The organism is Roseibium aggregatum IAM 12614, assembly GCF_000168975.1.
Classification (GTDB): domain Bacteria; phylum Pseudomonadota; class Alphaproteobacteria; order Rhizobiales; family Stappiaceae; genus Roseibium; species Roseibium aggregatum.
Window position 1 is genome coordinate 102567 of sequence record NZ_AAUW01000006.1, and the last position, 24512, is coordinate 127078.

At 59.8% G+C, this 24512-nt stretch carries 22 protein-coding genes and 1 tRNA gene; 12 read left to right on the top strand and 11 right to left on the bottom strand.

Features of this window, described 5'->3' with window-relative positions; translation table 11 throughout:
• Positions 1 to 252 precede the first annotated feature (252 nt).
• Positions 253 to 1317, top strand: a complete 1065-nt coding sequence (locus tag SIAM614_RS09640) for a bifunctional transcriptional activator/DNA repair enzyme AdaA (protein ID WP_006934039.1) — start codon at positions 253 to 255, stop codon at positions 1315 to 1317.
• Positions 1318 to 1366: 49 nt separating this feature from the next.
• On the opposite strand, the gene SIAM614_RS32910 is transcribed toward SIAM614_RS09640, so the two are convergent.
• From SIAM614_RS32910 to SIAM614_RS09665, 5 genes are read right to left on the bottom strand one after another with little or no spacing between them, the layout of a single operon-like run.
• Complete coding sequence (locus SIAM614_RS32910) at positions 1367 to 2446, bottom strand: energy transducer TonB (RefSeq protein WP_006934040.1); 1080 nt, start codon at positions 2444 to 2446, stop codon at positions 1367 to 1369.
• Positions 2443 to 2841, bottom strand: a complete 399-nt coding sequence (locus SIAM614_RS09650) for an ExbD/TolR family protein (protein ID WP_006934041.1) — start codon at positions 2839 to 2841, stop codon at positions 2443 to 2445. Before SIAM614_RS09650 ends, SIAM614_RS32910 begins: the two co-directional genes overlap by 4 nt.
• 8 nt (positions 2842 to 2849) lie before the next feature.
• Positions 2850 to 3224: an ExbD/TolR family protein gene (locus SIAM614_RS09655; RefSeq protein WP_040439768.1), complete on the bottom strand. Its 375-nt coding sequence runs from the start codon at positions 3222 to 3224 to the stop codon at positions 2850 to 2852.
• Positions 3214 to 3927: a MotA/TolQ/ExbB proton channel family protein gene (locus SIAM614_RS09660; RefSeq protein WP_040439831.1), complete on the bottom strand. Its 714-nt coding sequence runs from the start codon at positions 3925 to 3927 to the stop codon at positions 3214 to 3216. Before SIAM614_RS09660 ends, SIAM614_RS09655 begins: the two co-directional genes overlap by 11 nt.
• Before the next feature lie 22 nt (positions 3928 to 3949).
• Positions 3950 to 4429 (bottom strand): hypothetical protein, encoded by a 480-nt coding sequence (locus SIAM614_RS09665; RefSeq protein ID WP_006934044.1) that lies wholly within the window; start codon positions 4427 to 4429, stop codon positions 3950 to 3952.
• Positions 4430 to 4902: 473 nt separating this feature from the next.
• Here SIAM614_RS09665 and SIAM614_RS09670 point away from each other — a divergent pair, with 473 nt between their 5' ends.
• Positions 4903 to 5529 (top strand): LysE family translocator, encoded by a 627-nt coding sequence (locus SIAM614_RS09670; RefSeq protein ID WP_006934045.1) that lies wholly within the window; start codon positions 4903 to 4905, stop codon positions 5527 to 5529.
• Positions 5530 to 5763: 234 nt separating this feature from the next.
• Here the strand turns inward: SIAM614_RS09670 and SIAM614_RS09675 are convergent, their stop codons facing one another.
• Together SIAM614_RS09675 and SIAM614_RS31960 are read right to left on the bottom strand one after the other, a co-directional pair.
• Complete coding sequence (locus SIAM614_RS09675; protein WP_006934046.1) at positions 5764 to 6870, bottom strand: glycosyltransferase family 4 protein; 1107 nt, start codon at positions 6868 to 6870, stop codon at positions 5764 to 5766.
• 172 nt (positions 6871 to 7042) lie between these two features.
• Positions 7043 to 7423, bottom strand: coding sequence for a hypothetical protein (locus tag SIAM614_RS31960; protein ID WP_157139773.1), 381 nt, complete (start codon positions 7421 to 7423; stop codon positions 7043 to 7045).
• Positions 7424 to 8688: 1265 nt separating this feature from the next.
• Here SIAM614_RS31960 and SIAM614_RS09685 point away from each other — a divergent pair.
• The 3 genes from SIAM614_RS09685 to SIAM614_RS09695 all read left to right on the top strand — a co-directional run bounded on the left by SIAM614_RS09685 (position 8689) and on the right by SIAM614_RS09695 (position 13144).
• Positions 8689 to 10536: an ABC transporter ATP-binding protein gene (locus SIAM614_RS09685; RefSeq protein ID WP_006934048.1), complete on the top strand. Its 1848-nt coding sequence runs from the start codon at positions 8689 to 8691 to the stop codon at positions 10534 to 10536.
• A 422-nt stretch (positions 10537 to 10958) separates the two neighbouring features.
• A complete protein-coding gene (locus SIAM614_RS09690) occupies positions 10959 to 11720 on the top strand; it encodes a hypothetical protein (protein ID WP_040439770.1) in 762 nt (253 codons plus the stop codon).
• Positions 11721 to 11770: 50 nt separating this feature from the next.
• Complete coding sequence (locus SIAM614_RS09695; protein WP_006934050.1) at positions 11771 to 13144, top strand: NAD-dependent succinate-semialdehyde dehydrogenase; 1374 nt, start codon at positions 11771 to 11773, stop codon at positions 13142 to 13144.
• A gap of 244 nt (positions 13145 to 13388) precedes the next feature.
• Here SIAM614_RS09695 and SIAM614_RS09700 read toward each other — a convergent pair.
• Positions 13389 to 13478, bottom strand: a tRNA-Ser gene (locus SIAM614_RS09700).
• Positions 13479 to 14134: 656 nt separating this feature from the next.
• Between SIAM614_RS09700 and SIAM614_RS09710 the strand changes: the two genes are divergently transcribed.
• The 5 genes from SIAM614_RS09710 to pabB all read left to right on the top strand — a co-directional run bounded on the left by SIAM614_RS09710 (position 14135) and on the right by pabB (position 19436).
• Positions 14135 to 14449: a hypothetical protein gene (locus SIAM614_RS09710; RefSeq protein ID WP_157139774.1), complete on the top strand. Its 315-nt coding sequence runs from the start codon at positions 14135 to 14137 to the stop codon at positions 14447 to 14449.
• 170 nt (positions 14450 to 14619) lie between these two features.
• Positions 14620 to 15285, top strand: a complete 666-nt coding sequence (gene msrA / locus SIAM614_RS09715) for a peptide-methionine (S)-S-oxide reductase MsrA (protein ID WP_006934052.1) — start codon at positions 14620 to 14622, stop codon at positions 15283 to 15285.
• A 273-nt stretch (positions 15286 to 15558) separates the two neighbouring features.
• The gene (locus SIAM614_RS32720) at positions 15559 to 15882 is read left to right on the top strand and encodes a hypothetical protein (protein WP_157139775.1); all 324 of its coding nucleotides are present in this window, start codon (positions 15559 to 15561) and stop codon (positions 15880 to 15882) included.
• The gene (locus SIAM614_RS09725) at positions 15879 to 17378 is read left to right on the top strand and encodes a methyl-accepting chemotaxis protein (protein WP_006934054.1); all 1500 of its coding nucleotides are present in this window, start codon (positions 15879 to 15881) and stop codon (positions 17376 to 17378) included. Before SIAM614_RS32720 ends, SIAM614_RS09725 begins: the two co-directional genes overlap by 4 nt.
• A 201-nt stretch (positions 17379 to 17579) precedes the next feature.
• Positions 17580 to 19436 (top strand): aminodeoxychorismate synthase component I, encoded by a 1857-nt coding sequence (gene pabB, locus SIAM614_RS09730; RefSeq protein WP_006934055.1) that lies wholly within the window; start codon positions 17580 to 17582, stop codon positions 19434 to 19436.
• Between the two features lie 31 nt (positions 19437 to 19467).
• Here the strand turns inward: pabB and SIAM614_RS09735 are convergent, their stop codons facing one another.
• Positions 19468 to 20112, bottom strand: a complete 645-nt coding sequence (locus SIAM614_RS09735; RefSeq protein WP_006934056.1) for a nucleotidyltransferase family protein — start codon at positions 20110 to 20112, stop codon at positions 19468 to 19470.
• 195 nt (positions 20113 to 20307) lie between these two features.
• Here SIAM614_RS09735 and SIAM614_RS09740 point away from each other — a divergent pair, with 195 nt between their 5' ends.
• Both SIAM614_RS09740 and SIAM614_RS09745 read left to right on the top strand, forming a co-directional pair.
• Positions 20308 to 20625, top strand: coding sequence for a hypothetical protein (locus SIAM614_RS09740; RefSeq protein WP_040439774.1), 318 nt, complete (start codon positions 20308 to 20310; stop codon positions 20623 to 20625).
• 355 nt (positions 20626 to 20980) lie between these two features.
• A complete protein-coding gene (locus SIAM614_RS09745) occupies positions 20981 to 21319 on the top strand; it encodes a hypothetical protein (RefSeq protein ID WP_006934058.1) in 339 nt (112 codons plus the stop codon).
• 60 nt (positions 21320 to 21379) lie between these two features.
• Here SIAM614_RS09745 and pheT read toward each other — a convergent pair whose 3' ends face one another.
• Together pheT and SIAM614_RS09755 are read right to left on the bottom strand one after the other, a co-directional pair.
• Complete coding sequence (gene pheT, locus SIAM614_RS09750) at positions 21380 to 23797, bottom strand: phenylalanine--tRNA ligase subunit beta (protein ID WP_006934059.1); 2418 nt, start codon at positions 23795 to 23797, stop codon at positions 21380 to 21382.
• Between the two features lie 58 nt (positions 23798 to 23855).
• Positions 23856 to 24509, bottom strand: a complete 654-nt coding sequence (locus tag SIAM614_RS09755; RefSeq protein ID WP_006934060.1) for a hypothetical protein — start codon at positions 24507 to 24509, stop codon at positions 23856 to 23858.
• Positions 24510 to 24512 lie beyond the last annotated feature (3 nt).

Genomic DNA, 24512 nt, shown 5'->3' on the forward strand with positions numbered 1-24512 from the left:
GGCCGCGTGACTTCTCACCTCTCGGTTGGTCATCCCGGACGCAGTGAAACGGAGATCCGGGACCGGGGCGCCAGTGCCTTGCCTTTTGAGCGCGTGCCCACGTCGTCCGCTGGTGGCTCTCCGATCCCGGCTCGCGCTGGCGCTTGGCCGGGATGACGATGGAAAGGTCTGTTTTCCGGCGCTATCCGATGGAATGAAATTAACGCCCGATTTCCGGCTGCAATGCACTCACACCGGGCGTAAGGTCGGGTCATGCTGATGACCCGACCCAGTTTCGACACGCTCTATGAAGCGCTTCTGAACCGCGATCCGTCTTATGACGGACGCGTCTTCGTCTGTGTGGCTTCCACCGGCATCTTCTGCCGGCTGACCTGCCCGGCGCGCAAGCCGAAGCGGGAGAACTGCACCTTCTACGACACGGTTGCCGAATGTTTTGACGCGGGCTTCCGACCCTGCAAGCGCTGCCGCCCGACGACACCGGAGGCAAGTGCCGACCCGGTGGTAAAACCGCTGATCGAGGCGCTGGAAAAACGGCCCGGCTACCGCTGGGGCGAACCGGATCTCGTTCGCATGGGGTTTGACCCCTCAACGGTGCGCCGGGCCTTCAAGCGGCATTTCGGCATGACCTTTTTGGAAATGGCGCGTCAACGACGCCTCCAGGAAGGCTTCTCCACGCTTGCAGAAGGCGGCAAGGTGATTGATGCGCAGATCACGGCAGGCTTCGATTCCCCAAGCGCGTTCCGCGAAGCCTTTGCCAGGATCCTCGGCCAGTCTCCCGGGGCCTTTTCCACCAAACCGCTGCTGTTTGCCGACTGGGTGGCATCGCCGCTCGGCCCGCTGATTGCCGTTGCCGACAAGACCCAGTTGCACCTTCTGGAATTCCTCGACCGTAAGGCCTTTCCGGCAGAGTTCAGGAAGCTCCAGACTTATGCGAAGGGCGAGATCGGCTTCGGTCGGACGGATGTCACAGACCAGATCCAGAGCGAACTCGACCGTTTTTTCGCCGGTACCGGTGGCCGGTTTGAAACAAGGCTCGCGCTGCACGGGTCGGCGTTCACGCGGGATGTCTGGCGCGAGCTGTTGACCATTCCACCCGGCGAGACACGAAGTTATTCCGAACTGGCACGGGCCCTGGGTCGGCCGGAAGCTGTGCGGGCAGTTGCCCGGGCCAATGGCGCTAACCAGCTCGCCCTTGTGGTGCCATGCCACCGGGTGATCGGCGCCGACGGCTCTCTCACCGGCTACGGCGGAGGGCTCTGGCGCAAGCAACGCCTGATCGAGCTGGAACAGAGCTACCGGCAGACACCTGCTGCTTGACGGGCACCACGTCAGGCAGCGCAAGTGCCCTCGTCCTAGAGCTGACGTGTTAGCGGTCGAAGCGGACAGGCACCTGCATGTTCATGCGTGCAACGCGAAGTTCGCCCGGAAACTTCGGCATTGGGGCGGCCCTGCGCACCATGTCGAGCGCGGCCTGGTCCAGCACCGGGTGCCCGGAAGACCGGGTGATGCGAATGCCGGAAACAGCACCGTTGGAGGAAATCGTAAAGCCGACGTTCACAGTTCCCACCAGTCTCTGTCGCTTTGCTTCCCGGGGATAGCGTTTTGCCCGGCGCAGTTTCGCCACCACCTTGCCCTGGTAATTGGACGTCGCTTTCGTGCCGCCGTCATTGGTACGGGCATTCGCACGGCCATTGACATTCGATTTCGCGCTTTTGCTGGTGATGCGCTCACCGCCCTTGCGGGCGTTGGTCTCCGCACCCCTGGTCTGCGTTTTCTCAACCTTCTTGGGTGTTTCACGCTCGTCCACCCTGGGAGCTTCTGCCTTGCGGACAGGCGGCTCGGGTTTACGGGTTGGCGTCTGTATAACCTCGGCGAGCGGATCGGCAATGGGCTGTTGCACTTCCGCTTCCAATTCCACCGGCTTAACCGTCTCCATCGGTGCAGCAGGCTCCACCCGTGCAAGTTCGACAGGCTTCTGCTGCGGTGCTGGCTCGACCGGCTTGACCGGTTCCGGTGTAACCCGGCTTTGTGTCGTTACAGGCGCTGTCACCAGCTCCGTTGAGGTAATGCCTGCCGTCGCCGGAACGGACAGGACAGCTTCTGACACCGGCACGTCAGGCACGGCCTTGGCAACGGCCGGGACTGGTTGCACCTCCACCGGTTTGACCGCAGTGTCACGACGCACCTCGGGCGTTGCCGCGCTTACCTGCGCCTCTTCAATTGGCGTCACATCCAGCGGTACGTCTTCAAGCGGCGGGTGATCCGCAACCGCATCCACCTGCGCACCGGCGACAAGATCCTCGATGGATCCGATCACGGAAACGCCGCCGCCTTCCGATGCTGCAATCGAGACTTCGCCAGGATCTTTCGCAAAGAAGGCGGCACCGGTGCCATGAAGCACCAGAGAGAGGATTGCCCCGGCAGCCAGGAAACGCGCGAAACTCACTTCGAGCCTCTTCTAGTTATAAGCAAAATGTCACTGCGCCCGGCGTCCTTCAGGTCGCGCAGCACCTTTTCCAGGGTATCCGCCTTCAGGGTGCCGTCGGCAGCCACCTTGATCGGGCCATCTGAGCCGTCTGCCGCGCCACGTGCTGCCAGCCAGTCGGCGACGCCGATTTCGGTGTCTCCGGCAAAGGTGCGGCCTTGCTGGTCGACGATGAGGGCGCCGGTGGACCGGATGGTCTCGTCCTCAAGTATGTTCAGCGGCGGTTCGATTTTCCGGGCATCGTCCCGGGCAACCGATCCGGCAAACAGGAAAAAGATCAGCATCAGGAAAACGACGTTGATCAGCGGAATGGTGTTTTCCGGCGGTTCGCGGCGTTGTGGCAATTTCAAGCGCATGAGATCACCTATTGTCCCGTCACCAGGACACTCTTCAGCCCGCTCCGGCGGGCCGCCGACATGACGTCGACCACGTCCTGGACATTTGCGTCCGGGCCGGACCAGATCGCGACGATGCTGTTTTGCTTCAGCGCGGAAAAGAGATCCGGCATGTCCGCCTTCAGGATCGGGCGGCCGTTGAGGTCCAGCTTTTCCGGCGCGTGAATGCGCAGGTACGCCGGCCTTTCCGCCGCGCCGCCACCTTCCCCGCCACTGGAGAGATCCAGCGACTGATAGCGCGTGAAGCTGGACGCCAGCATGAAGAACAGCAGCAGCAGGAAGATGACATCGATCAGCGAGGTCAAGCCAACGGGCTTGCGCCGGTTCCTTGCTTTAAACCGCATGCCTCGTCTCCGAAGCCTCCAGCGCCACGATCCGGGCCGCGCCGCGTTCTGCGATGGCGCCGGTGAAGAAGGCCGTGACGAGCGCTTCCATCTCGGACTGCTCCGCCTCGATGCGGCTGTCGAACCAGCCGACAATGGCAGACACGGGGATCGCGACCGAAAGGCCAACAGCGGTCGTCAGCAGCGCCACCCAGATTCCGCCTGCCAGAACGGAAGGATCCACCGCCGCGCCGGCACCCTGCATGGCCTGAAAAGCCTCGATCATGCCGAGCACGGTTCCCAGGAGGCCGATCAGTGGCGCTGTCTGCGCGATCATGTCGAGCGGGCGCAGATAGGCCCTCAGCATGTTGATCCGCTGGATGCAGATCCGCTCGACATCCTCTTTCAGAAGGTCGGTCCTTGTGTCGCTGCGGGCGCTGCCCTGCACCAGTTTCAGCATGATGTCGGCAACCACGGATTTTCCGCTGGCCGCCATCGCCTTTGCTTCCTGCGGCCGTCCGTCCAGCCACAGGTACAGCGCCTTGCGGGCGGTGCCGAAGCGGCCAACCCCGAGATAGAGAAACTGCAGCAGCTTGGCGACGATCAGCGCCGCCGCCGCCAGAGAAAGAACGAGCAGGAACAACACCACCGGGCCGCCCTGTTCGACGAGGCCGGAGAGGGGAGACAGGAAGTGCGGCAGGGCCGCTGGAAGGACATCAGGCATTTTGATCACGCTTGGGTTGTCATCAGAGGATCAGGTCGATTTCCGACCGCGAGTCGATCCGCAGCAGCGGCAGGCAGTCCTGCTGGGCGGCGTCCTGAAGGTCGCAGGCGCGCACCTCGTTCAAAAGGACACGGGAGATGCCGGTGCACTCTCCCTTGGCGACGTCATATTGCCGGACACGTGTCTTGCCGGCGGGCAGGTCACCGAAGTCGATGGCGGCATAGCCGGAAACACCATCGGAGGTGTCGAACATCACCAGATCAAGACCAAGGGCTTTCACGGGCTTTTGCAGGCTATTGCGGATGACAAAGGTCAGCCGGCAGGACCCATTGACAGTCTCCGCGTCATTCAACTGGACGGAAATCTCTTCTGCTGACTTGGCGCTCACCTCGGAGGCTGCCTGCGCAACACTCTGGGCGCTTGCCCCGGCTGCAAGCTGGCAGCTCAGCATCAAGGCAGCCGCACAGGTGCGAACCGGCACCGGAACCAAAGACTTCTTCATCCTTTCGCTCTCCCGCAGGGCTTTGCGGCAGGTATGGCTCCACACTGGACCGTCAGCCGCACACCATTCGAGTTAAAGACATCTCTCCAGCCGCCGCTTTCGTGTCGTCAGCCCGCTGGCAAGACGATCCCTTCGGGACGCATCAACCGCGCGATCGGCTTGCAGAACTGCTGGAGAGTTTGGAGGCTGAGGCGGTCCGCGCGGTCGTCATAAAGACAGGCGCTGCCTTGGCTATCCGATCTTTACACCGAAAGTGGTCGGTGAGGGAACCGGTCGCACTGAAAAAAGTTGAATTTTTTTATCATGTTTTAAAAGGGCTGCGGGATCTGGCGGTTAATTGAGCGAAATGGCCTGACCGGTTCGGTCTATCCGTGAGGTTCGGGTGAATGACCATTTCCGGACGAAGCCGTCATTGCGCTATGAAACAGAGCATGGCTTGATGACTGAGAGCACCAAAGTAGCGGAGCTGCTGCATGATCGACCCTGCCACCCTGATGACCTATATTGCGATCGTCTTCGGATTTGTTTTCATTCCAGGACCGGCAACGATCCTGACTGTTGCCAGGGCGACCAGTTCGGGAACAAGGGTGGGAATTGCGACCGGAGCAGGAATTGCAGCAGGGGATGTCCTCCACACCTTCATAGCGATTGTCGGACTCTCTGCCATCATATCTACATCGGCGCTTCTTTTCAGTGTCATCAAATACACCGGCGCTGCCTATCTCGTGTATCTCGGGATACGGGCAATCTTCGAGAAAGCCCCAAGCGACTTGACGAGAGGAGCGCTTCCGATCACCACAGGCCGCGCTTTTCGCCAGGCGGTTTTGGCTGAAGTTTTGAACCCGAAAACCGCACTCTTCTTCCTGGCTTTTCTGCCACAGTTTGTTCATCCCGAAAACGGATCGGTCGCAATCCAGCTTAGTGTATTGGGAATCGTTTTTGTCTTTCTCGGATTGCTCAGCACGATCGTCTTTGCAGTCAGCGCCGGCGGTCTCGGTAACTTCCTTCGCCGGAATCCCGCCGTTCTGAAATGGCAGGGCAAACTGGTTGGCACCATCTACTGCGCGCTAGGTATCCGTTTGGCATTGCAAGAACGGTAAGCCTGTTTGCAATACGCCTGTGCGAGTTTCGCTCCAGCAGTCGCGTATGCCTGAAATGCCTGCCGATTTCGGACATCGGGAATCCGAGGCGCGGTTCCAACTGAAACCACCAGGGAGATCCCATGCCCCGATTTGACGCCCAGTCAGCTTCAGCGCGCTTGAAGCGCCACGCCATGCTGGCCTCTTCCCCTTTCTCTGCTCCCTCACGTCGCTGATACGTTCATGAACTCCATCTCAAGCATCAGCAAAAGCCGTAAAAGGCGGATGGCCTGTGGCTTGAAAAATTGTCTCGTCCCATTTGGCCAGGACGGTTGCCGTGGAAAACCGGTCCAGCGAGGGTGGGCCGGCCTTGCAGAAAGACCTGCGCAACTCCGGGTCGGTAAGGACCCGAGTGATCGCCGAAGCAAGCGCCTCTTTGCTGCCCATCGGCACGAGCAGACCCGTGGTTCCGTCCTGCACGATCTCGCCGGGACCCCAGGGACAGTCGACGGAAACAACAGCCATTCCGCTCGACATCGCCTCGAGAACGACATTCGCGAAACCTTCGAAGCGTGAACTCAGGGCAAACACGTCGCCAGGTGATACCCATTCGCCCGGTACTCGCGTGACACCCGAAAGACGGACGACTTCCTGCAGCCCGAGGTCGGAAATCTGCTTTTCGAGCGCGGACCGCTCCGGACCTTCACCATAGATTGTCAGCTCCGCATCAGGGACGCGCTCCACAACCTGGGCGAAGCTAGCGATGAGGATATCAAACCCTTTCTGCCGGTCGAGGCGTCCTACCGCGACTACCCTGCGGCCCGCATCGGGCCGCAGCTTGGCGCGCGGCAGCGGCGTGACCGGATTTGGAATAACGATGGTTTTTTTTCGGACGCGGTCGGGTTGTCTTGCCCGCGCGCGCTCCGTCATGACGACGACCCTGGTCGCTGCAAAGGCCGCCATCGGCCGCGACCAGCGCCAGAAGCGGCTCATTTGCTGAACATCGAAATTGTTGCGCTCGGATATGATCGTCGGTGTGCCGGCACCCGCGGTGGCAAGGACGGTGATGACGTTGATCTTGGTCAGGAAGGAGACGACCAAGTCCGGCTTGATCGCTGCCAAGCGCCTGCGCAGATCCCTTGCCCGTTGCACAGTGACAAAATGCCGGGAATAGCGGCCGGTGCGGCTCAGGCCTTCGACCTGAATGTCGGGATCATAGGAAAAATACGAGGTGGAATCGGTCGCATTGAGGGCGATCACATGTACATCGTCGCCAGCGGCAAGGCGGTGGTGGGCCAGCAGGTTGACGACTTTTTCCGCGCCGCCTGCCCCGAGGCCCGCAAGAACAAACACTACACGCATTACGGATCCTTCCTCGCTACCAGGCAGGTGAAGCCGTTCGGCGCCGGTTGCCTATTAATCTCCGACCGTTCAATAAAGGCCAGGGCTCCAGCAAACATCACTGGATGGTCGCCAACGATGACCACACGGATAAGCTTTGGCGTCATTGTAACGCTTCCCTTCGGATCGGCTTTTAGTGATGATTAGAAGGAAGGAAGACAGTAATGTGGGTCCTGTTTTTCTTAACGGGACTTGGGATCTCGAAAGGTTCTTCGATTCCCCGCACGCGCTCACGCTTGCCGGCAACATATTGGCCGGCGTGATCATGCAGATTTCTGGCAATGCGGTGCCGCTTGCGCTTCACGGCCTGCGCCAGGATGAACGAGCCGGCTGCCGAGTGCATATCGCCCGATGTACCGGCTGCTTTCTTCCATCGACTAAAAGGAAAATCGATTGACGACGAAGGTAATTTGGCGTGCGCTCTTCCGTTCGCCTGCGTAAATGTGGTTTGATCTCTTAAGGAAAACGGTTGATCGAGTAATTGACCGATAAAGCTAATATGTACTTTGCTCATTTTGACCCACCCTCTTCGATTAAAACCGAACTTGATTCTAGAGCGAAATATCTGCGGCTATATTTTTTTACAGGGTGTATTACACTGGCGATGGATTTCTCATGCCCTTAACGAGCTGTAAAAATAGAATATCCCTCCGGGGAATACACGCTGAAATATATAGCGTTGCCACCAAAAGTACGGTGGCCTTCATTATCAATCAGAGCGCGACTTGATTTGAGCTCTTTTTTGTTGCCTAAGCTTGATGCTTTTCTATTTTGAAATATAACCCTTAGTGTTCGTATAGGTTTACTTCGGAATTATTTCCGTAATCAAAGTGCGAGAGCTTCCACTACAAGCGCGGTCTTGCGGAGATTGTTACGGGCACTCTTCCTGCTCGCGGGTCGGACCATACCGCCTCCCTTCCCCTGCCGTTCTGTCACCCAGCCCACTACCTGAACTTTTCGCACAGGAGCGAAGAAATAAAGTTTAATCAATCATCAATCCCCACGTTAACAAATACTACACCATTACCACTGCGCAGGGGAAGCTTTGAATGTCGCAAGTTTTCCTACAAGTCGCGAGACCTTTTAGTTGCGAAGTTTGCCTGTGTGATGGATCTGTAAATGGGTAATAGTTTTTTGATGAGATAATATGCGTTGAAAATTAATGTAAGAGAAATTCTCGGATAATATTTGGCGAAGGAAAGAATTTGCGTCAAGTATTACAATGCATAGGTCATTTTAAAGGGGATTTTAAACTACACCAGGCTCGCCCGTCGAAACACGTATTGATAAGTCAGGTTTTAGCGGTTCTTTTAAGATGTAATCGCAACTCGTTCATCGAATACAGACAAAGTGTGCTGGTACCTGTTTTGTATCGGAAAGCGGCCGCAGGCAGCTGACTGAGCAACACCCGGTAAGTCGGGGGCAACTGCGGTTTATGTGTGTTTCGTTGAGTGTGGCACAATTCACACGTGTGTGCCCGCCATTGCCTACCTTCACATTTTCAACTTGATCTGCGCGAAACAAGCGTTAGGGTTGTAATGCCGAATGGCCTGCACATTTTGCGCGGCCGTCGGCTTTCGTGTTCAACAGCAATCACAATTCAAGAGATCCCAATGCGAACCCTCGGTCAAAACTAGACCGGCACGCAGACCAAATTCGGTTCCCGTGTCGGTATCAGCATTTCCTCCGTACCGCCTGCGACCCGAATCTCTGATGAGCATCTCCGTCCCGGTACGATTTTTTTCGTAAATCTCTACCTTTGAACGGAGCACTTGGCCGATGAACACGGTCTTCTCTTATCTCGAAAACATCGTTTCCCCTTTCAAGCACCACGACGGAACGCCGCCCCCTTCCGATCTGGGCGCGTTCTACTGGCATTTCATCCGCCAGATCTGGAAGCCTCTGGCATGGCTCATGGCGTTTGGTTTCGTGGTTTCCATCATTGAGGTCGCGCTCTTCGATTACCTGGGGCGGATCATCGACTATCTGAACACGACCGGTCCCGATCGACTGCTTGCAGAGCACGGCAGCGAACTGATCTGGATGCTGGTGGTGGTCGTGATCCTGCGGCCGTTGTTTGGCTCGGGTCACACGATGATCAAGTTCCAGATCATCGAGCCGGCCATGACCAACCTCGTTCGCTGGCAGACGCACAAGCACGTTCTGGGGCAGTCGCTATCCTACTTCAACAACGATTTTGCCGGGCGGATCGCGAACAAGATCATTCAGACAGGACCGTCCCTGCGCGGCTCCGTCGTGTCACTGATCGATGCGATCTGGTTCGTACTGATTTATGTCGTTTCGGCCATTTATCTGTTTGCCGGTGTCGATGCCTGGCTGATCCTGCCGCTTGCCGGCTGGCTCATCATTTACGTGGGGCTGTTGAGCTACTTCGTTCCCAAGATCAAGGAACGCTCGGCGATCATGTCCGAAGCGCGTTCGAGCCTGACGGGGAGGATCGTCGACAGCTACACCAACATCCTGACTGTCAAACTGTTCGCCGCTGGCCGGAATGAGGAAGCCTATACCCGCGAGTCGCTGGAGGATCACACCAGGAAATTTTACGACATCCTTCGGCCGCTGACGCAGATGGTCATTCTGCTCTGGATCGTCAACGGCATCTTCATAGCGTCCTTGAGTGCGCTTGGGATCAGCCTCTGGCAGAGCGGTCTCGTCACGGTCGGGTCGCTGACGCTGGCCATCACGCTGTCGGTGCGCATCGTCAATATGTCCGCCTGGATCATGTGGATCACGACTGACATTTTCGAAAATGTCGGAACGGTCCAGGAAGGCATGTCAACGATTTCCCAGCCGCATACTCTGGTGGATCGTGAGGGCGCCAAGCCGCTGGCGGTCTCCAGGGGCGAGATCGTCTTCGACCGTATCCGCTTCCACTACGGCAAGGACAAGGGCGTCATCGAGGACCTGTCCCTTCGAATCGAACCCGGCGAGAAGGTGGGTCTGGTCGGGCGGTCCGGTGCCGGCAAGTCGACGCTGGTCAATCTGCTGTTGCGCTTCTACGACCTGGAAGGCGGGCGTATCCTGATCGATGGCCAGGACATCAGCGCCGTTACCCAGGACAGCCTGCGGGCGCAGATCGGCATGGTCACCCAGGACACCTCGCTGCTGCACCGCTCGGTGCTGGAAAACATCGTCTACGGCCGCTCCGGCGCGACCCGGGAAGAGGCAATCGTGGCGGCGGAAAAGGCCCACGCCATGTCCTTCATTCCTGACCTGCAGGATTTCAGGGGACGGCGCGGCCTGGATGCGCATGTCGGCGAGCGCGGCGTCAAGCTCTCAGGCGGCCAGCGTCAGCGGATCGCGATTGCCCGGGTTCTTTTGAAGGATGCACCGATCCTGATCCTGGATGAGGCGACGTCGGCTCTGGACTCGGAAGTCGAGGCCGCAATTCAGGAGAGCCTGTTTGATCTGATGAAGGGCAAAACGGTCATCGCCATTGCCCACCGCCTGTCCACCATCGCGGCGATGGACCGGCTCATCATCATGGATCAGGGTCGGATCATCGAAGAAGGCTCCCACAAGAGGCTTCTGGAAAAGGGCGGGGTCTACGCCCAGCTGTGGAACAGACAATCCGGTGGCTTTCTGGATCCCGCCGAAGTGGCCTAGAAGACGTCCCGCAATCTTCGGATTGCGGGATCTTTCTTGAGCTTTGGATTTGTTGCGTCTCCCAACTGAACCAACCTTCACGGGGGAGGCGAGACAAAAGCTGCGTGCGAGCCGTCGGTCTTGTTGCTTGCAGGCCGCCTGCGATACCGGCAACTGCGCAGCTTCGTCATCTCATGCCTGCCCGTTGCAGGGGGGTATCCTGCCAGCCTTTCGACCTGAAAACGAACACCGCCTCAACCGCGGTGAGAAGCCTTCGGCATGCGTGTGGCAGAGGCTGAATAAGTCAGGCAGGAGACCGTCATTGCCTGCCGCGCGACGCGGCCGATCCATTTTGTCGCGGGAACGGACCCCGCCCTAATCCGTTTAAGGACTGACGGTTGTGCCCGTCTGACACACATCCTTATTGGAGGGAAAGCCGCCTTATGAGGCAATTGGCCGACAATTTCTGGACGTTTCGTGGCGATCTCAAGATCGCCAAGGTCATCAACTTCGGCACCCATATGTCGCTCGTGCGGCGGGCGAACGGAAAGTTCCTGCTTCTCGACAGCTATGACCTGGATGAAGACGACCGGAATGCGCTGTTGTCCTTGACGGACGAGGGACGCGCCATCGAGGCTATCCTGAACGTGCATCCGTTCCATACGCTCCATTGTTCTGCCGTTCACGCGCTTCTGCCCCACGCCCGCCTCATCGGCACGCGCCGCCATGTTCAGCAGGCATCCGACCTGCCGTGGGAGACGGGTCTCATCGAGCAGGAGGCGACCTGGCAAGAGTTTGCCGGGGACCTTCAGTTCTCGGTGCCGCAGGGGGTCGACTTCGTCTCTCCCCACAAGAACGTGCACGTTGCCTCGGTCCTCGTGCGTCATCGGGAAAGCGGCATTGTCCATGTCGATGACACGCTCAATGTGCTGGCGGCACCGGGTTTTCTTGGCAAGCTTTTGCCGCAGTCGATACTGAGGTTCCATCCGCAGCTCGCCAAGGCACTGCAGCAGCGTGCAGGCGCCGCGGATGACTACGACCGATGGGCGCGTGACCTTGCAGAGGCATGGTCCGGAACGCCCTTCGTGTGTGCCGCCCATTCCGCCATCCGCAAGCTGCCACAGGGCGCTTGGCAGAAGGAGGTCATGGGGGCTTTGGCGGATGTCGAAAAGACATTGTCCAGTCATCGCTCCACCCACGGCTGACTGTCTCGCCCCCGTTTCAACGAATACCTGAACCAGAAGGAAATAGTCCCATGTCCAAGTCTCTTACGACGATCAATCCGCTGACCGAGAAGGAAATCAAATCCTATCCCTATATGTCTGACGCGGAAGCCATGGCGGTCGTTGAGGCCAGTCACAAGGCATTCCTCGAATGGCGCCATAAAAGCCTGAAGGAGCGTGCCGAAGTGATCGTGGCGATTGGCGCGGAAATGCGCAAGTCGCAGGACGAGTTTGCCAGGCTGATGACCGACGAAGTGGGCAAGCTGCTCAAGGACAGCCTCGGTGAGGTGAGCCTGTGCGCCGCCATCTGCGATTATACGGCCAAGATCGGTCCGGAAGCTCTGGCTGACGAGGAGCGCGAGGTCGACAGTGGCAAGGGCTACGTCACGCACTCTCCCATTGGCGTGGTCTACGGCATTCAGCCGTGGAACTTTCCGGCCTATCAGGCTGTCCGTTATTCGATCGCCAGCCTGATGGCGGGTAACGGCGTTCTGCTGAAACATGCCGAGGCCTGCACCGGCAGCGGCCTGTTCCTGCGCGATCTTTATGAGCGGGCGGGGCTGCCCAAGGGGCTGTTTGGCGTGCTGCTGATCTCGCACGATCAGTCGGACAAGATCATTGAAGACGACCGCGTGCGCGGCGTGACGCTGACCGGCAGTGACAAGGCTGGCCGTGTTGTCGGGGCAAAGGCTGCCGAACTGGTCAAGAAGACGGTGCTCGAGCTGGGCTCCAACGACGCCTATCTGGTGCTGGACGATGCCGACCTCGACCTGGCTGTCAAAACCTGCGTGCAGGGACGTATCTATAACAACGGCCAGACCTGCGTGAACGCCAAGAGGTTCATCGTTACCGAGAAGAACTACGATGCTTTCGTCAAGGCCTATGCCGAGGCCTTTGAAGAGATCAAGCTCGGCGATCCGTCCGACGAAGACACCCAGTTGGGCCCTATGGTCACCAGGAAGCAGCGCGACGAGCTGCACGATCAGGTTCAAAAAAGCATCGAAAAGGGTGCGCGGCTCGTGGTTGGCGGCAAGATCCCGGACCGCACAGGCTGGTTCTATCCGGCCACCGTGCTGGCGGATGTAAAGCCTGGGCAGCCCGCCTATGAGGACGAGTTGTTCGGCCCGGCCGCTGCCATTATCCGCGCCAAGGACGAAGAGGATGCCACGCGGATCGCCAACAGCAGCCGCTATGGTCTGGGCGGAGGGATCTTCAGCAAGGACACGGAACGTGCCCGCAAGCTGGCGACGGAGCATTTCGACACCGGCATGGTCTTCATCAATACGTTCAACGTCGCCTACCCGACGATGCCCTTTGGCGGCGTGAAGACGTCGGGCTACGGGCGGGAGCATGGCCCGGAAGGGCTGAAGGAGTTCGTCAACGTCAAGTCCATCCGCATCGGTTGACGGCAGAAGCAAGACACGAGGAGGGGCCGGTGTAACCGGCCCTTTTTTGTGTCGGGACATAGAAAGGGACATCGGGGCCTGCCATTGAGATTAGGCCGGTGCAGACACGACCTGACTGATAGCGCTGGTCACAAGACCATATGCCAATCTGCCAAGAAATCGGGAAGTGCGTAGAAACGAGGAGGAGATCCAAACCCGGAGCCAAGCGCTCAAGGTGCCGAAGTCGGCAACGCAAGGATGGAAATGGCGGACAGAGAGGGATTCGAACCCTCGATACGGTTGCCCGTATACACGCGTTCCAGGCGTGCGCCTTCAACCACTCGGCCACCTGTCCGTCGCAAGCGTCACCCGCTTGAGTGGGGCGCAATATACCCATGGCGCGACCAAGTGCAAGCACTTGAACAAGTTTTTTTTATCGTCCCCGGTCGTTGTGGATTGCCGGGGCATTCAGGCAAAGAGTGAACAGGTGAAAAACCGCCGGAATGCGGCGCGAAAAGCGCCAGGACACGGATCCAAAAATCATGTGTGCTACCCTGCCGGCAAGGCTGGGCCGGGTGGGTTCAATGGCATGGCGGCAGGGGTGTGACTGCACAGAATCAGAGTTGAAACCCGGCTGGCGGGACGAGATTTACGGGATAGCGTCCTTGCAAGGCCTCGCTGCTGGCGTGAAGCTGGCAGAACAGGCAAGCGTTCCCTTTCGCGTCCATAGGTGCTTGTCCGAGGGGGCGTGTGCAAGGTGTTTCGTGAGTTGGCGCAATGCAACCTTTAATTTAGGAGCTCTCATGTGCAAGCAAGCGAGAGGAAAAACACTTGCGAAGCCGGGGAACCAAAGTCACAAGAATGTGTTGAATATCAAATCTTGTTCCTCTGCCGGGTGCTATTACCCTAAAGGAATGCTCAACATCCGGCGGCTAATATTTGAAAGCCTCACTGGAGCAGGGCACTCCGTTTTTAATATGCAATGCTGAAAGCAGAACGATGATCAGTGTTTTGAAGTTTTTATTCCGCATCTTTGGCTATGGCTTTGTCGCCGTCGCAATTATCGCCGGCATCTCCGACGCAAGTTCTTCGATTGCTCTTTCGGAAATCCACCTCGCTCAGCTTGGCCAGGTCTGGCAGGACCTTTCACCAGCTTCCCTTGCAGTGGCGGAAGCCCACATCGTGGCCACGTTCGATGCGACGGTGTGGCAGACCCTGAAACAGACTGTGCTGACATGGCCGGTCTGGGCCGTGTTCGCCCCCATTGGGCTTGTGTTCCTCTGGCTCGGGGCAAAACGGCGGAGCCAGCGAGCGCTCTACGCCTGATACGACCATTCTCCGGAGGGCAAAGCGGCCCAAAGGTTCACGGCCGGACACTCTTGCGTGACGGGCCTCTTGGAAACCGCGTGCTGCTGCGCCACATTATGCTCCTGAAATCAGCCGGCCCGATCCAGTGACAATCACGGGTAACGTGCCGGCAAACGCGGGAGAGTGCCATGTCGTTCATGACGATGCTGACAAAGAAATTTTCGCTGCCGGCCAAGGACGAGGCCCTGCCGGGGCGTGCCGAAGCCATCCGGCCGGCCGAGCCGCATTTCGTCAACGGACGGCCGCTGGCAGGTCCCTATCCGGACAACATGAAAACCCTTGTCGTCGGCATGGGCTGCTTCTGGGGTGCCGAACGCCTGTTCTGGCAATTGCCCGGTGTCTACGTCACGGCAGTTGGCTATGCGGGCGGCTACACGCCGAACCCGACCTATCATGAAACCTGCACCGGGCGCACGGGCCACACCGAAGTGGTTCTGGTCGTCTACGACCCGGCAGAGATTTCTCTGGGCGAGCTGCTCAAGGTCTTCTGGGAAAATCACGACCCGACCCAGGGCATGCGCCAGGGCAATGATACCGGAACCCAGTATCGGTCTGCGATCTATGTAAAGGATGGCGGTGATCTTGCGCAGGCCGAACAGTCCCGGCAAGCCTATCAGGCGGCTCTGAAGGCCGGTGGTGTGACCAGCAGCATCACGACCGAGATCCGGGAACTGGATAGTTTCTACTTTGCCGAAGACTACCACCAGCAGTACCTGGCCAAGAACCCGGCCGGCTATTGCGGCATAGGCGGCACGGGCGTCTCGTGCCCCGTCGGGTTGGGTCAGACCGCCTGACGGCCGCACCAAATTCCGGCTTCCTGTAGCAAGGGGCAGCGCCTGCGAAGGCGCTGCCCCGTTTTTGTCTGCGTGGTTCAGTCCCGGTCATACAGGGTAGCGTTGGGGCACTCTTGAAAGACCTGGCCACCTTCCGCAGAAGCGCTGGTGCTGCGGCAATAACATCTTCCCGGACTTTGTTGTGTAGCAACTACCATAAGTAGAAATTTCAGAATTTCTTAAAGTTACACTGCGAACGTCGATCCAACGCAGGTGCGTTGAAGGATCGATTCGGTGAGCCGTTCGGCAAAAATTTTCGTGGCGGGATATTTTCTGGCGAGCTGTGTGCTGATGCTGGTCGGCGCACTGGTGCCTGCCCGTGAAGGGCCGGTGGCGGTGTTCGCATGGCCTTGGGGCGACAGCGCGGTCTCCGTCATTGCCAGATCGGGCGGTCCGGTGCTGTTCGTCGGGGACAGAAACTGGGTGGCGCTCACCGAGGCAGGCGAACAGCAGTCCATTGCAAGTCTTTACCGCTCGGGGGCAGGATTTGTGGCCTCATCCTTCATTGCGCAAGCCTGTGCACGACTAAGCGGTGTCTCCCTGGAGCAGATGAAATGAAAATGGTGGAAATGTCTCAAGCGGATCAGCTTTCCGGCCTGGACCAGTTCCGGCAGAAATTTGCCCGGATGTTGATCCACTTTATCTGGATCAACGTCTTCCTCGTCATGGGAACGGCCTGGTGGGTCGGCAACGTTTCGCTTGTGGCGGTCTGCGGCGCAGCACTGCTGTTGGGTGTGGCTGCCACCGGCACCTGGGTGAAATTCGGATCCGGTGTCGAAACGCGCCTGGCCACATCCATGTCACTTGCAGGTCTGGTTGCCCTGTTCGTAGCCGCTCTGGCGGTGCCGGACGGGCAGATTTCCTATCAGCTCGATGCGCATATGTATTTCTTCGCCGTTCTGGCGATCCTGGCAAGCTGGGTCGACTGGCGGGCGCTGGTCGCCTATGCAGCCGTGGTTGCCGTGCATCACCTTGTGCTGAATTTCGCCATGCCCTGGGCCGTTTTCCCCGGCGGAGCCGATTTCAGCCGCGTGGTGTTTCATGCGGTCATCGTGGTTGCGGAAGTCGCTGCCCTGTGGTGGATGACCGACAGCCTGGCACGAGCGTTTGCCACGTCCGACAAGGCGCGTGAGGATGCTGAGGCAGCCCGTTCCCGGTCATTGGCGTTGCAACAGCAGACCGCGCAGCACGACGAAACGGAGCGCGCCAAGCAACAGGCGATCAACGAACGTATCCTCGCTTTTGAAGGCGATATCGCTGCCAAGCTCGATGCAGTCGGTCTGAAGGTGCGCGAAATGCGGGACGCAGCTTCCGAACTTGGAGCGGTGGCCGAGAACACGTCTGCGCGTGCAGGATCCGTTTCGGATGCGTCCGAAACGGCCTCGTCCAACGTCCAGATGGTCGCCTCCGCCGCCGAGGAACTGTCTTCCTCGATTGCCGAAATTTCCCGCCAGGTCGAACAGACCACCAGCATCGTCAACAGGGCGACAGAAAACGCGCAAACCAGCAACAGCAAGGTCGCGGGTCTTGCCAATGCGGCCAACAGGATCGGTGAGGTCGTCACACTGATCCAGGCGATTGCCGAACAGACCAACCTACTGGCGCTCAACGCCACCATCGAGGCAGCCCGTGCAGGCGAAGCGGGCAGGGGCTTTGCCGTTGTCGCGGCCGAGGTCAAGGAACTGGCCACGCAAACGTCCAAGGCAACGGAAGAGATTGGCGCCCAGATCGCGGCGATCCAGGCGGAGACAAAGGATGCGGTAGACTCCATCGGCGTGATTGCAGCGACGATGGACGAGGTCAACAGTTACACGGCCGCCATTGCCGCCGCCGTCGGTGAACAGGGCTCGGCGACGCAGGAAATCTCGCGCAACGTGGCAGAAGCCGCGGATGGAACCGGGCGGGTCGCCAACAACATCGACGGCGTGCGGGAATCGGTCGAGCGCACCAGCCACTCGGTCGGGTCCATGGTCGAGGCGGCCGAAACCCTCGATCTGGAAACCCAGGACATGCGCCGGGCCATTACCGCCTTTCTGAAGGACGTTGCGGCCTGACGGCAGGTCTTTGCCAGGATGTGATTGCCTGAAACCGGCGGCCAGCCCGCCGGTTTTTTCGTGCGTTCCGTCATGTGAAGGCCTGCCGGGTTGACCTGATGCCGCTTGAATGCCATGAGCCGCTGCTAATAGACCAGCGGCGTGGGCGGCAACGCGCCACGCTGACGGCATTCTTCACCCTTGCGGACACTGACGCCTACGATGCCTGCCTCTCCCCTCCGGCCCGGATCGGTCCTTCTGCTGGATCTGTTGAAGCAGCGCTCGGCGCTGCTGTTTCAGGCACCGGAGGAGGTCATCTCCTGCACCCGGCTCGACGAAGTCAGGGGCTGCCTCGAACGGCTGGAGGCGGCCCAAGAAGAAGGGCGCTATGCCGCTGGCTTTCTCGCCTATGAACTGGGGTTTGCCTTCGAGGAAAAGCTGCGTCAGCGGTTTCTGGAAACCGGTGAGCCTTTGCTGTGGTTCGGGCTTTACGATGCGCCTGAGGAACTGGACCTTGCCGAAGCAGGAGCCTTGCTGGCAAGCGCTGCGGATGGGGCCAAGGCTGCCATCGGCAAGCCGGAGTTCGACATGGACAGGGCCGCCTACGACACGGCTTTCGCCCGCGTGCGCGGCCATCTCGCGAAGGGCGACATCTATCAGGTCAACCTGACCATGCGCGCAAGGTTCCGCCACCAGGGAGCGCCTGAACAGATCTTCCAGGATCTTCTACGCCGCCAGCCGGTGGAGTTCGCCGCCTTCCTGCGCCTTGAAGACCGGACGATCCTGTCGCTTTCGCCGGAACTGTTTCTGGAGCGTCAGGGAACGCGCCTGCGAACCAGGCCGATGAAAGGCACCGCGCCCCGGGGGCGCTACGCATCGGAGGACGCCACAATTGCACGTACGCTTTCGAGCGATCCCAAGCAGCGGTCTGAAAACACCATGATCGTGGATCTGATGCGCAACGACCTGTCGCGCATTGCCGAAACCGATTCGGTGAAGGTGACCAAATTGTGCGAGGTAGAGCGCTACCAGAGCCTTCACCAGATGACCTCCACGGTGGAGGTCGAGGTGCCGGGGCACGTCGGGTTTGCCAGCATCACCGAACATCTGTTTCCCTGCGGTTCGATCACCGGAGCGCCGAAGCTCAGTGCCATGCAGATTGCCCACGACCTGGAGACAGGCCCGCGCGGCGTCTACACCGGCTCCATCGGTTACCTTGCGCCCGGTGGCGACTTCCGCCTGAACGTCGCGATCCGGACACTGGTGCTGCGAGAAGATGGCAGCGGCGAAGCGGGAACCGGGTCCGGCGTGATCTTCGACAGCGGTGCGTCTCCCGAATATGACGAATGCGCCCTGAAGCTGCGGTTCATGAGCGAGGAGACGCCTGCCTTTGAGCTGATCGAGACACTGGCCTACCACCCGGGCGACGGTTATCTGCTTCTGGAACGGCACATGCAGCGCCTTGAGGCTTCAGCCGCCTATTTCGGCTTCCGTTTCCAGGCGGACGACATTCGTGCGGAACTCCTGCGGCAGAGCCGCGCCTTTGCCGGCTCCAGACGTGTGCGTCTGTTGTTGTCGGCAGATGGCGGCGTTTCGGTCAGCTCGACGGATCTGCCTCCGGCAGGCGAGGAGGCCGTCTTCAATCTCGTCATCGCGCAAGAAAGCACGCAGTCCTCGGACAGGTTCCTGTTCCACAAGACCACCAACCGTGCCTTTTACGATGACACGCGTCAGCGCTATCAGGCGCAAACCGGTTGCCAGGAGGTGCTGTTCCTGAACGAGAATGGCTATCTCACCGAAGGCAGCTACACGACCCTCTTCGTCAGGAAGAACGGCAGATTGCTGACCCCGGCGCTTCGCCACGGACTGCTGCCCGGCACGTTCCGGGCAGGCCTGTTGGAGCGCGGCCTCGCCAGCGAAGCGGATCTGACACCGCAGGATCTGCAGGAAGCCGAAGACGTCTACGTCGGCAATTCCGTGCGCGGTCTGATACGGGCGCACCTGCTTTCAGAACAGGAGGCGGGGCTCTGGCGCATCGAAGCCGGCCAGCAAAGCCAAGCCGCGCGCAAGGCCGGTTGAAGATCGCAAACGCAGAGGGATCACCAGCGTTTCAGGCGTTGTCCCAGGGAATGACCGTCAGCTCCGGCCACAGCGCTTTCATCCGCTCCGCCTTTTCCCCATAGGTCTCCGGGTTCGGCTGGGTGTAATTGGGCACCAGACGCATGCCGAACAGGTTGGCAAGGCCGAAAGGCGCATGCAGCAGCATGCGCCCGTCCTGTGTCAGCCGCGCCGCCACCGCATGGGTGCGTGAGGCATAGGTCGTCAGGGAATCCATTGCGCAGTCGAGTGGGCGGTAGGGTCTTCCGAAACGCTGCTGATACCACAGGTGTACACGGGCCTGATTTCGCACCTCCAGCAGGCTGACCCACTCCGGCAGAGCTTCGTTGACCTTGCCAATGATGGCGTCTTCGGCTTCGTAGGAGAGATCCTGTCCGTCGAAATAGATGATGTCGAAGTCCTTGATGCCGTGCAGCATGGGACGGTTGGTGAGGACGTTCCAGACGGTCTGGTAGATGCCGCCAGATACGAGCCAGGCATCCGGCAGGTCAAGATCGCGAACTGTCGTCAGAATTTCCATCACATGGGGAATGGATCGGATGATCTGCTCAAGCCTTGCCAGCCGCGTGTCTTCGCTCGCCCCATAGGGATCGCCCAACGTTGCGTCGCGTTCGTTCATCTGCAAATCGGCGCTCATGTGCGGGTCCTCATTTGGCGAGAGGACAACCTATCCGATTCTGAGGTGATCGCGAGCCTTGCGAGGCGACGAACTTTCGCATCAGGACTCGGCGTGGCACGACGGACGTCACAGGTTCGGGGCCGGCACTGACTTGACATGAGCGGCGTCGACGCCATCTCTTTCGAGTGCGCTTTGAGACTTCAGGAATTGCCGATGAACACCTTGCCACGCAAATATGTGATCGCTGCACTGGCCGCTTGCGGGGCGGTTCTCGTGACCGCTCTCCCGTCCGCCGCTCAATCCGGACGGCCGAATTCCACCACCATGTCGTGCGGCCAGGCCCAGTCCATGATCAATCAGCGCGGCGCTGTTGTGATGAGCACCGGACGATATACGTTCGACCGCTATGTGGCCAACCGGAGCTTCTGCCAGCACGGAGAGGTTACGCGCCGGGACTACATCCCGACGAAGGACAATGCGAAATGCTACGTGCTTCGCTGCGTCAATCCCCAGCCCTGGCGGTACGACTGAGCGGCCGCCGGTCAAAGCTCATTGGCCACTTCGTTGCAAACGGCATACGGTGCCGGCTTTGACGCACTCAGGCTCGCGCGGCTTTCCGGCCGGGGGAGGCAGGCCTTAGCGCGTTGCCGGTCACAGGTGGCCATACGCTCGGACGTAGCGTTAAACGAGCGCGCTCCCAAACAGCGAACTGAGGCAGATGTCTTAACCGCCTTGCAGTCTTTTCTTGCTATTTCACAAGCTGACGGGGCAATGCTGTGTTGCAATTCGAAACCGTTCCACAAATATGAAATGCGGATTGCCCACTGCTGGAAAACTCAGACATTTAATACATGACTTCGCCTGAATACTCAGGAAAGGCCTTGCGATGAACGAGAATAATACAAGAAAACCGCTAATAATCGCGAAGTTCGCGCTTCAGGCAGGCCTGTTCATGGGGGCGGCTCTTGTGCCTGTGCTGCAGGCCGAAGCGCAGACCCGGCGCCAGCCGGACACCACTCAACTGACCTGTGCCCAGACCCAGGATCTGATCAAGAGGTTCGGTGGCATCAATCTGAAGTCCGGGCCCTACAAGTTCGACCGCTTCGTGTCTGGCCGGAACCAGTGTTTCTCGGGGCAGACCGTGCGCCCGACGTTCGTGCCGACGAAGGACGAGCCGAAGTGTTCCGTTCTGGTCTGCGCCGAGATGGGGCAGACCCGCCAGTAAAAAAGGCCGCGCGATGGTGTTTCGCGCGGCCTTGTTTCATTCAGTCTTCTGAAAAGCCGATCAGCCTCTCAGCGTGCCGCCGGTTGCCTTTTCGACATTGGCGATGATCTTCTTCGCCACGGCGTCGATTTCCTCGTCCGTCAGGGTTTTCTGGCGCGGTTGCATCGTCACGTCGATCGCGACGGACTTCTGTCCTTCCGGCACGCCCTGACCTTCGTAGATATCGAATAGCGTGACATCGCTGATCAGGGTCTTGTCCGCACCACGCGCGGCTTTCAGCAGCGCCTCGGCCGAAACGTCCTTGCCGAGAAGGAAGGCAAAGTCGCGCTGGACCGGCATCAGACCGCTGACATTGAGCGCGCCCTTGGAACGGCCACCCTTGCCCTTGGGTTCGGGCAAGGCATCCAGGTAGATCTCGAACGCGATCAGCGGGCCTTCGATATCAAGCATCTGCAGCGTGCGCGGATGAATTTCACCGAACACCGCCAGCACGTTTTTCGGGCCGAGCTTGAGGCAGCCCGACCGGCCCGGATGGAATGTTGCCGGTGCGTCTGCCGACACCATCAGTTTGTCCACCGGAGCACCGATGGCAGCCAGCGCCGCTTCGGCATCCGCCTTGGCGTCGAACACGTCAACGGTCTGGGAAACGCCAGACCAGTGCCGGCCGGCACCCTGCAGCTTCGCAGACCCGCGGCGCACGCCGGTTGCGACCATCTTCTGGCCTTCCGGAGTGTCGTTCTCGAACACCTGACCGACCTCGAACAGGGCAACATTGCCGTATCCCCGGTCGGCATTGCGCTGCGCAGCCACGAGCAGGCCCGGAAGCAGGCTCGGGCGCATGTCGGACATCTCGGTGGAAATCGGATTGGCCAGCGCCAGCGCGGCGCTGCCGCCACCGAAGAGTTCGGCGTGATCCTTTGCGATGAACGACCATGTGACCGCTTCATTGAAGCCACGGGCGGCCAGGGCTCGGCGCGCCTTGTTGCGGCGGATCTGGCCGGTGGTCAGCACCTTCTGACCCACGGTGCCGGTGCGCGGCAGTGGCGTGAACGGCACCCGGTCCAGACCGATGATCCGCACCACCTCTTCCACGAGGTCGGCCTTGCCTTCGATATCCGGACGCCAGCTCGGTGCGGCCACCTTGACCGTGTCACCGGAGCCGGAAACCCAGAAGCCGAGCGATTTCAGCGTGACATTGGCCTCCGCAGGCTGAACGTCGACACCGGACAGGCGCTTGATTTCCGAATAGGGGAACTCGATGATCTTGCTGGTTTCCGGCACGGACCCGGCCTGAACCGTTTCCGACGCCTCACCACCGCACAGCTCCAGAACCATACGCGTGGCATATTCCAGGCCCGGCATCATGTAGTCCGGATCGACGCCGCGCTCGAAGCGGTAACGGGCATCCGTGTTGACGCCAAGCTTGCGGCCGGTGGCGGCAATGTCGTCTTCGTCCCACAGAGCGGACTCGATCAGCACATTGACGGTTTCTTCCGTGCAGCCGGAAGGTTCGCCCCCCAGAATGCCGCCGAGGCTTTCCACGCCGTTGTCGTCGGAAATGACGCAGACCGTATCATCGATCTCATAGGTCTTGCCGTTGAGGCCGTCGATCGTCTCGCCCGGCTTGCCACGGCGCACCACAAGATTGCCATGCACCTTGTCCGCGTCGAACACATGCAGCGGTCGGCCCTGGTCGAAGGTGATGTAGTTGGTCATGTCGACAAGGGTGTTGATCGGCCTGAGGCCAATGGCGGTCAGGCGGTCCTGCAGCCACTTCGGCGATGGGCCGTTCTTCACGCCCTTGACCAGGCGCAGGCCGAAAGCCTTGCACATCGGTTTGGTGTGGCCGAAGTCCAGCGTGACGTCGACCGGGCAGGGGAAGGTGCCGCGAACCTGTTCGTTGCTGCGTTCCTTCAGCTTGCCGAGACCGGCAGCGGCAAGGTCGCGAGCAATACCGTAGACGCCGGTGCAATCCGGGCGGTTCGGGGTCAGGCCGATTTCGATGACCGGCTCGTCAAGCCCCGCCCATTCGGCATAGGCCATGCCGACCGGCGCATCCGCCGGCAGGTCGATGATGCCGTCATGTTCGTTGGAAAGTTCCAGCTCCCGTTCCGAGCACATCATGCCGAAGCTTTCCACGTCGCGGATCTTGCCCACCGACAGCGTCACGTCGAGCCCGGGAACATAGTCGCCCGGCTTGCCGAGCACGCCGACAAGACCGGCGCGGGCATTGGGAGCCCCGCAGACGACCTGAACCGGGTCGCCTTCGCCAGTGTCCACCTTCAGAACGCGCAGCCGGTCCGCATTCGGATGCTGCTCGGCTTCCAGAACCTTCGCGATCTTGAACGGCTTCAGGCGGTCGGCACGGTTGGTGACTTCCTCGACTTCCAGGCCGATGAGGGTGAGACGTTCAACGATCTCCTCCAGGCTGGCGTCGGTTTCCAGATGCTCCTTGAGCCAGGAAAGGGTGAATTTCATCTTTCGATCTCTTCAAACTTGGTGCGGTGTCGGAACCGCGAAACGGGATGTGGAGGCGTCAGTTGCCGAGCCGGTCCACTTCGGGAATGATGGTCGCAGCGCCGTAATTCTCGGCAAAACGGCGGCCGATGTCGGAAAAGTCACGGGTCCAGCCGCGCACCATCTCCGGCGTGATCTGCTGTTTTGTGGCAATTGCCTGAGCCGCTTCCGTCTCGATCCGGTCCCGCAGGATGCCTAGCTCGATCTGGGCAGCGTATTCGGCCCGGTATTTGCCGAGCCAGCCCATGGCGACAATGACCACCATCACCAGAAGAGCCGCGGTGCTGGTCAGGCCGGCCCACTTCGCGGTGCCGCCGATCCGGCGGTCGCTGGCGATCAGCACGATCGAAGCGATGGTCAGAAAGGCCACAATATAGATCGCCTGCAGGAAGCTCTGGTACTTCTCGGTCGAGCTTTCCTCATGGCCGGCCCGCAGACGCGTGATCCGGTCCCGAAGATACAGCAGCGCATCGGCTTCGGTGCCCAGTTTTTCGCGGAAATAGGTATCGCAGAAGCGAAGGCGGCCCCGGTTCTCGATCTTTTCGGCGCAAGCCTCCAGGAACGAGGTCGGCGTCGCAACGCGCGTTTCCTTATCGGCGGTCTGAGCTGCTGCCGGCAACAGGGCGGCAACGGTCAGCATGGCGGCAAGGACGATGCGGATCAGCAAAGACATGGT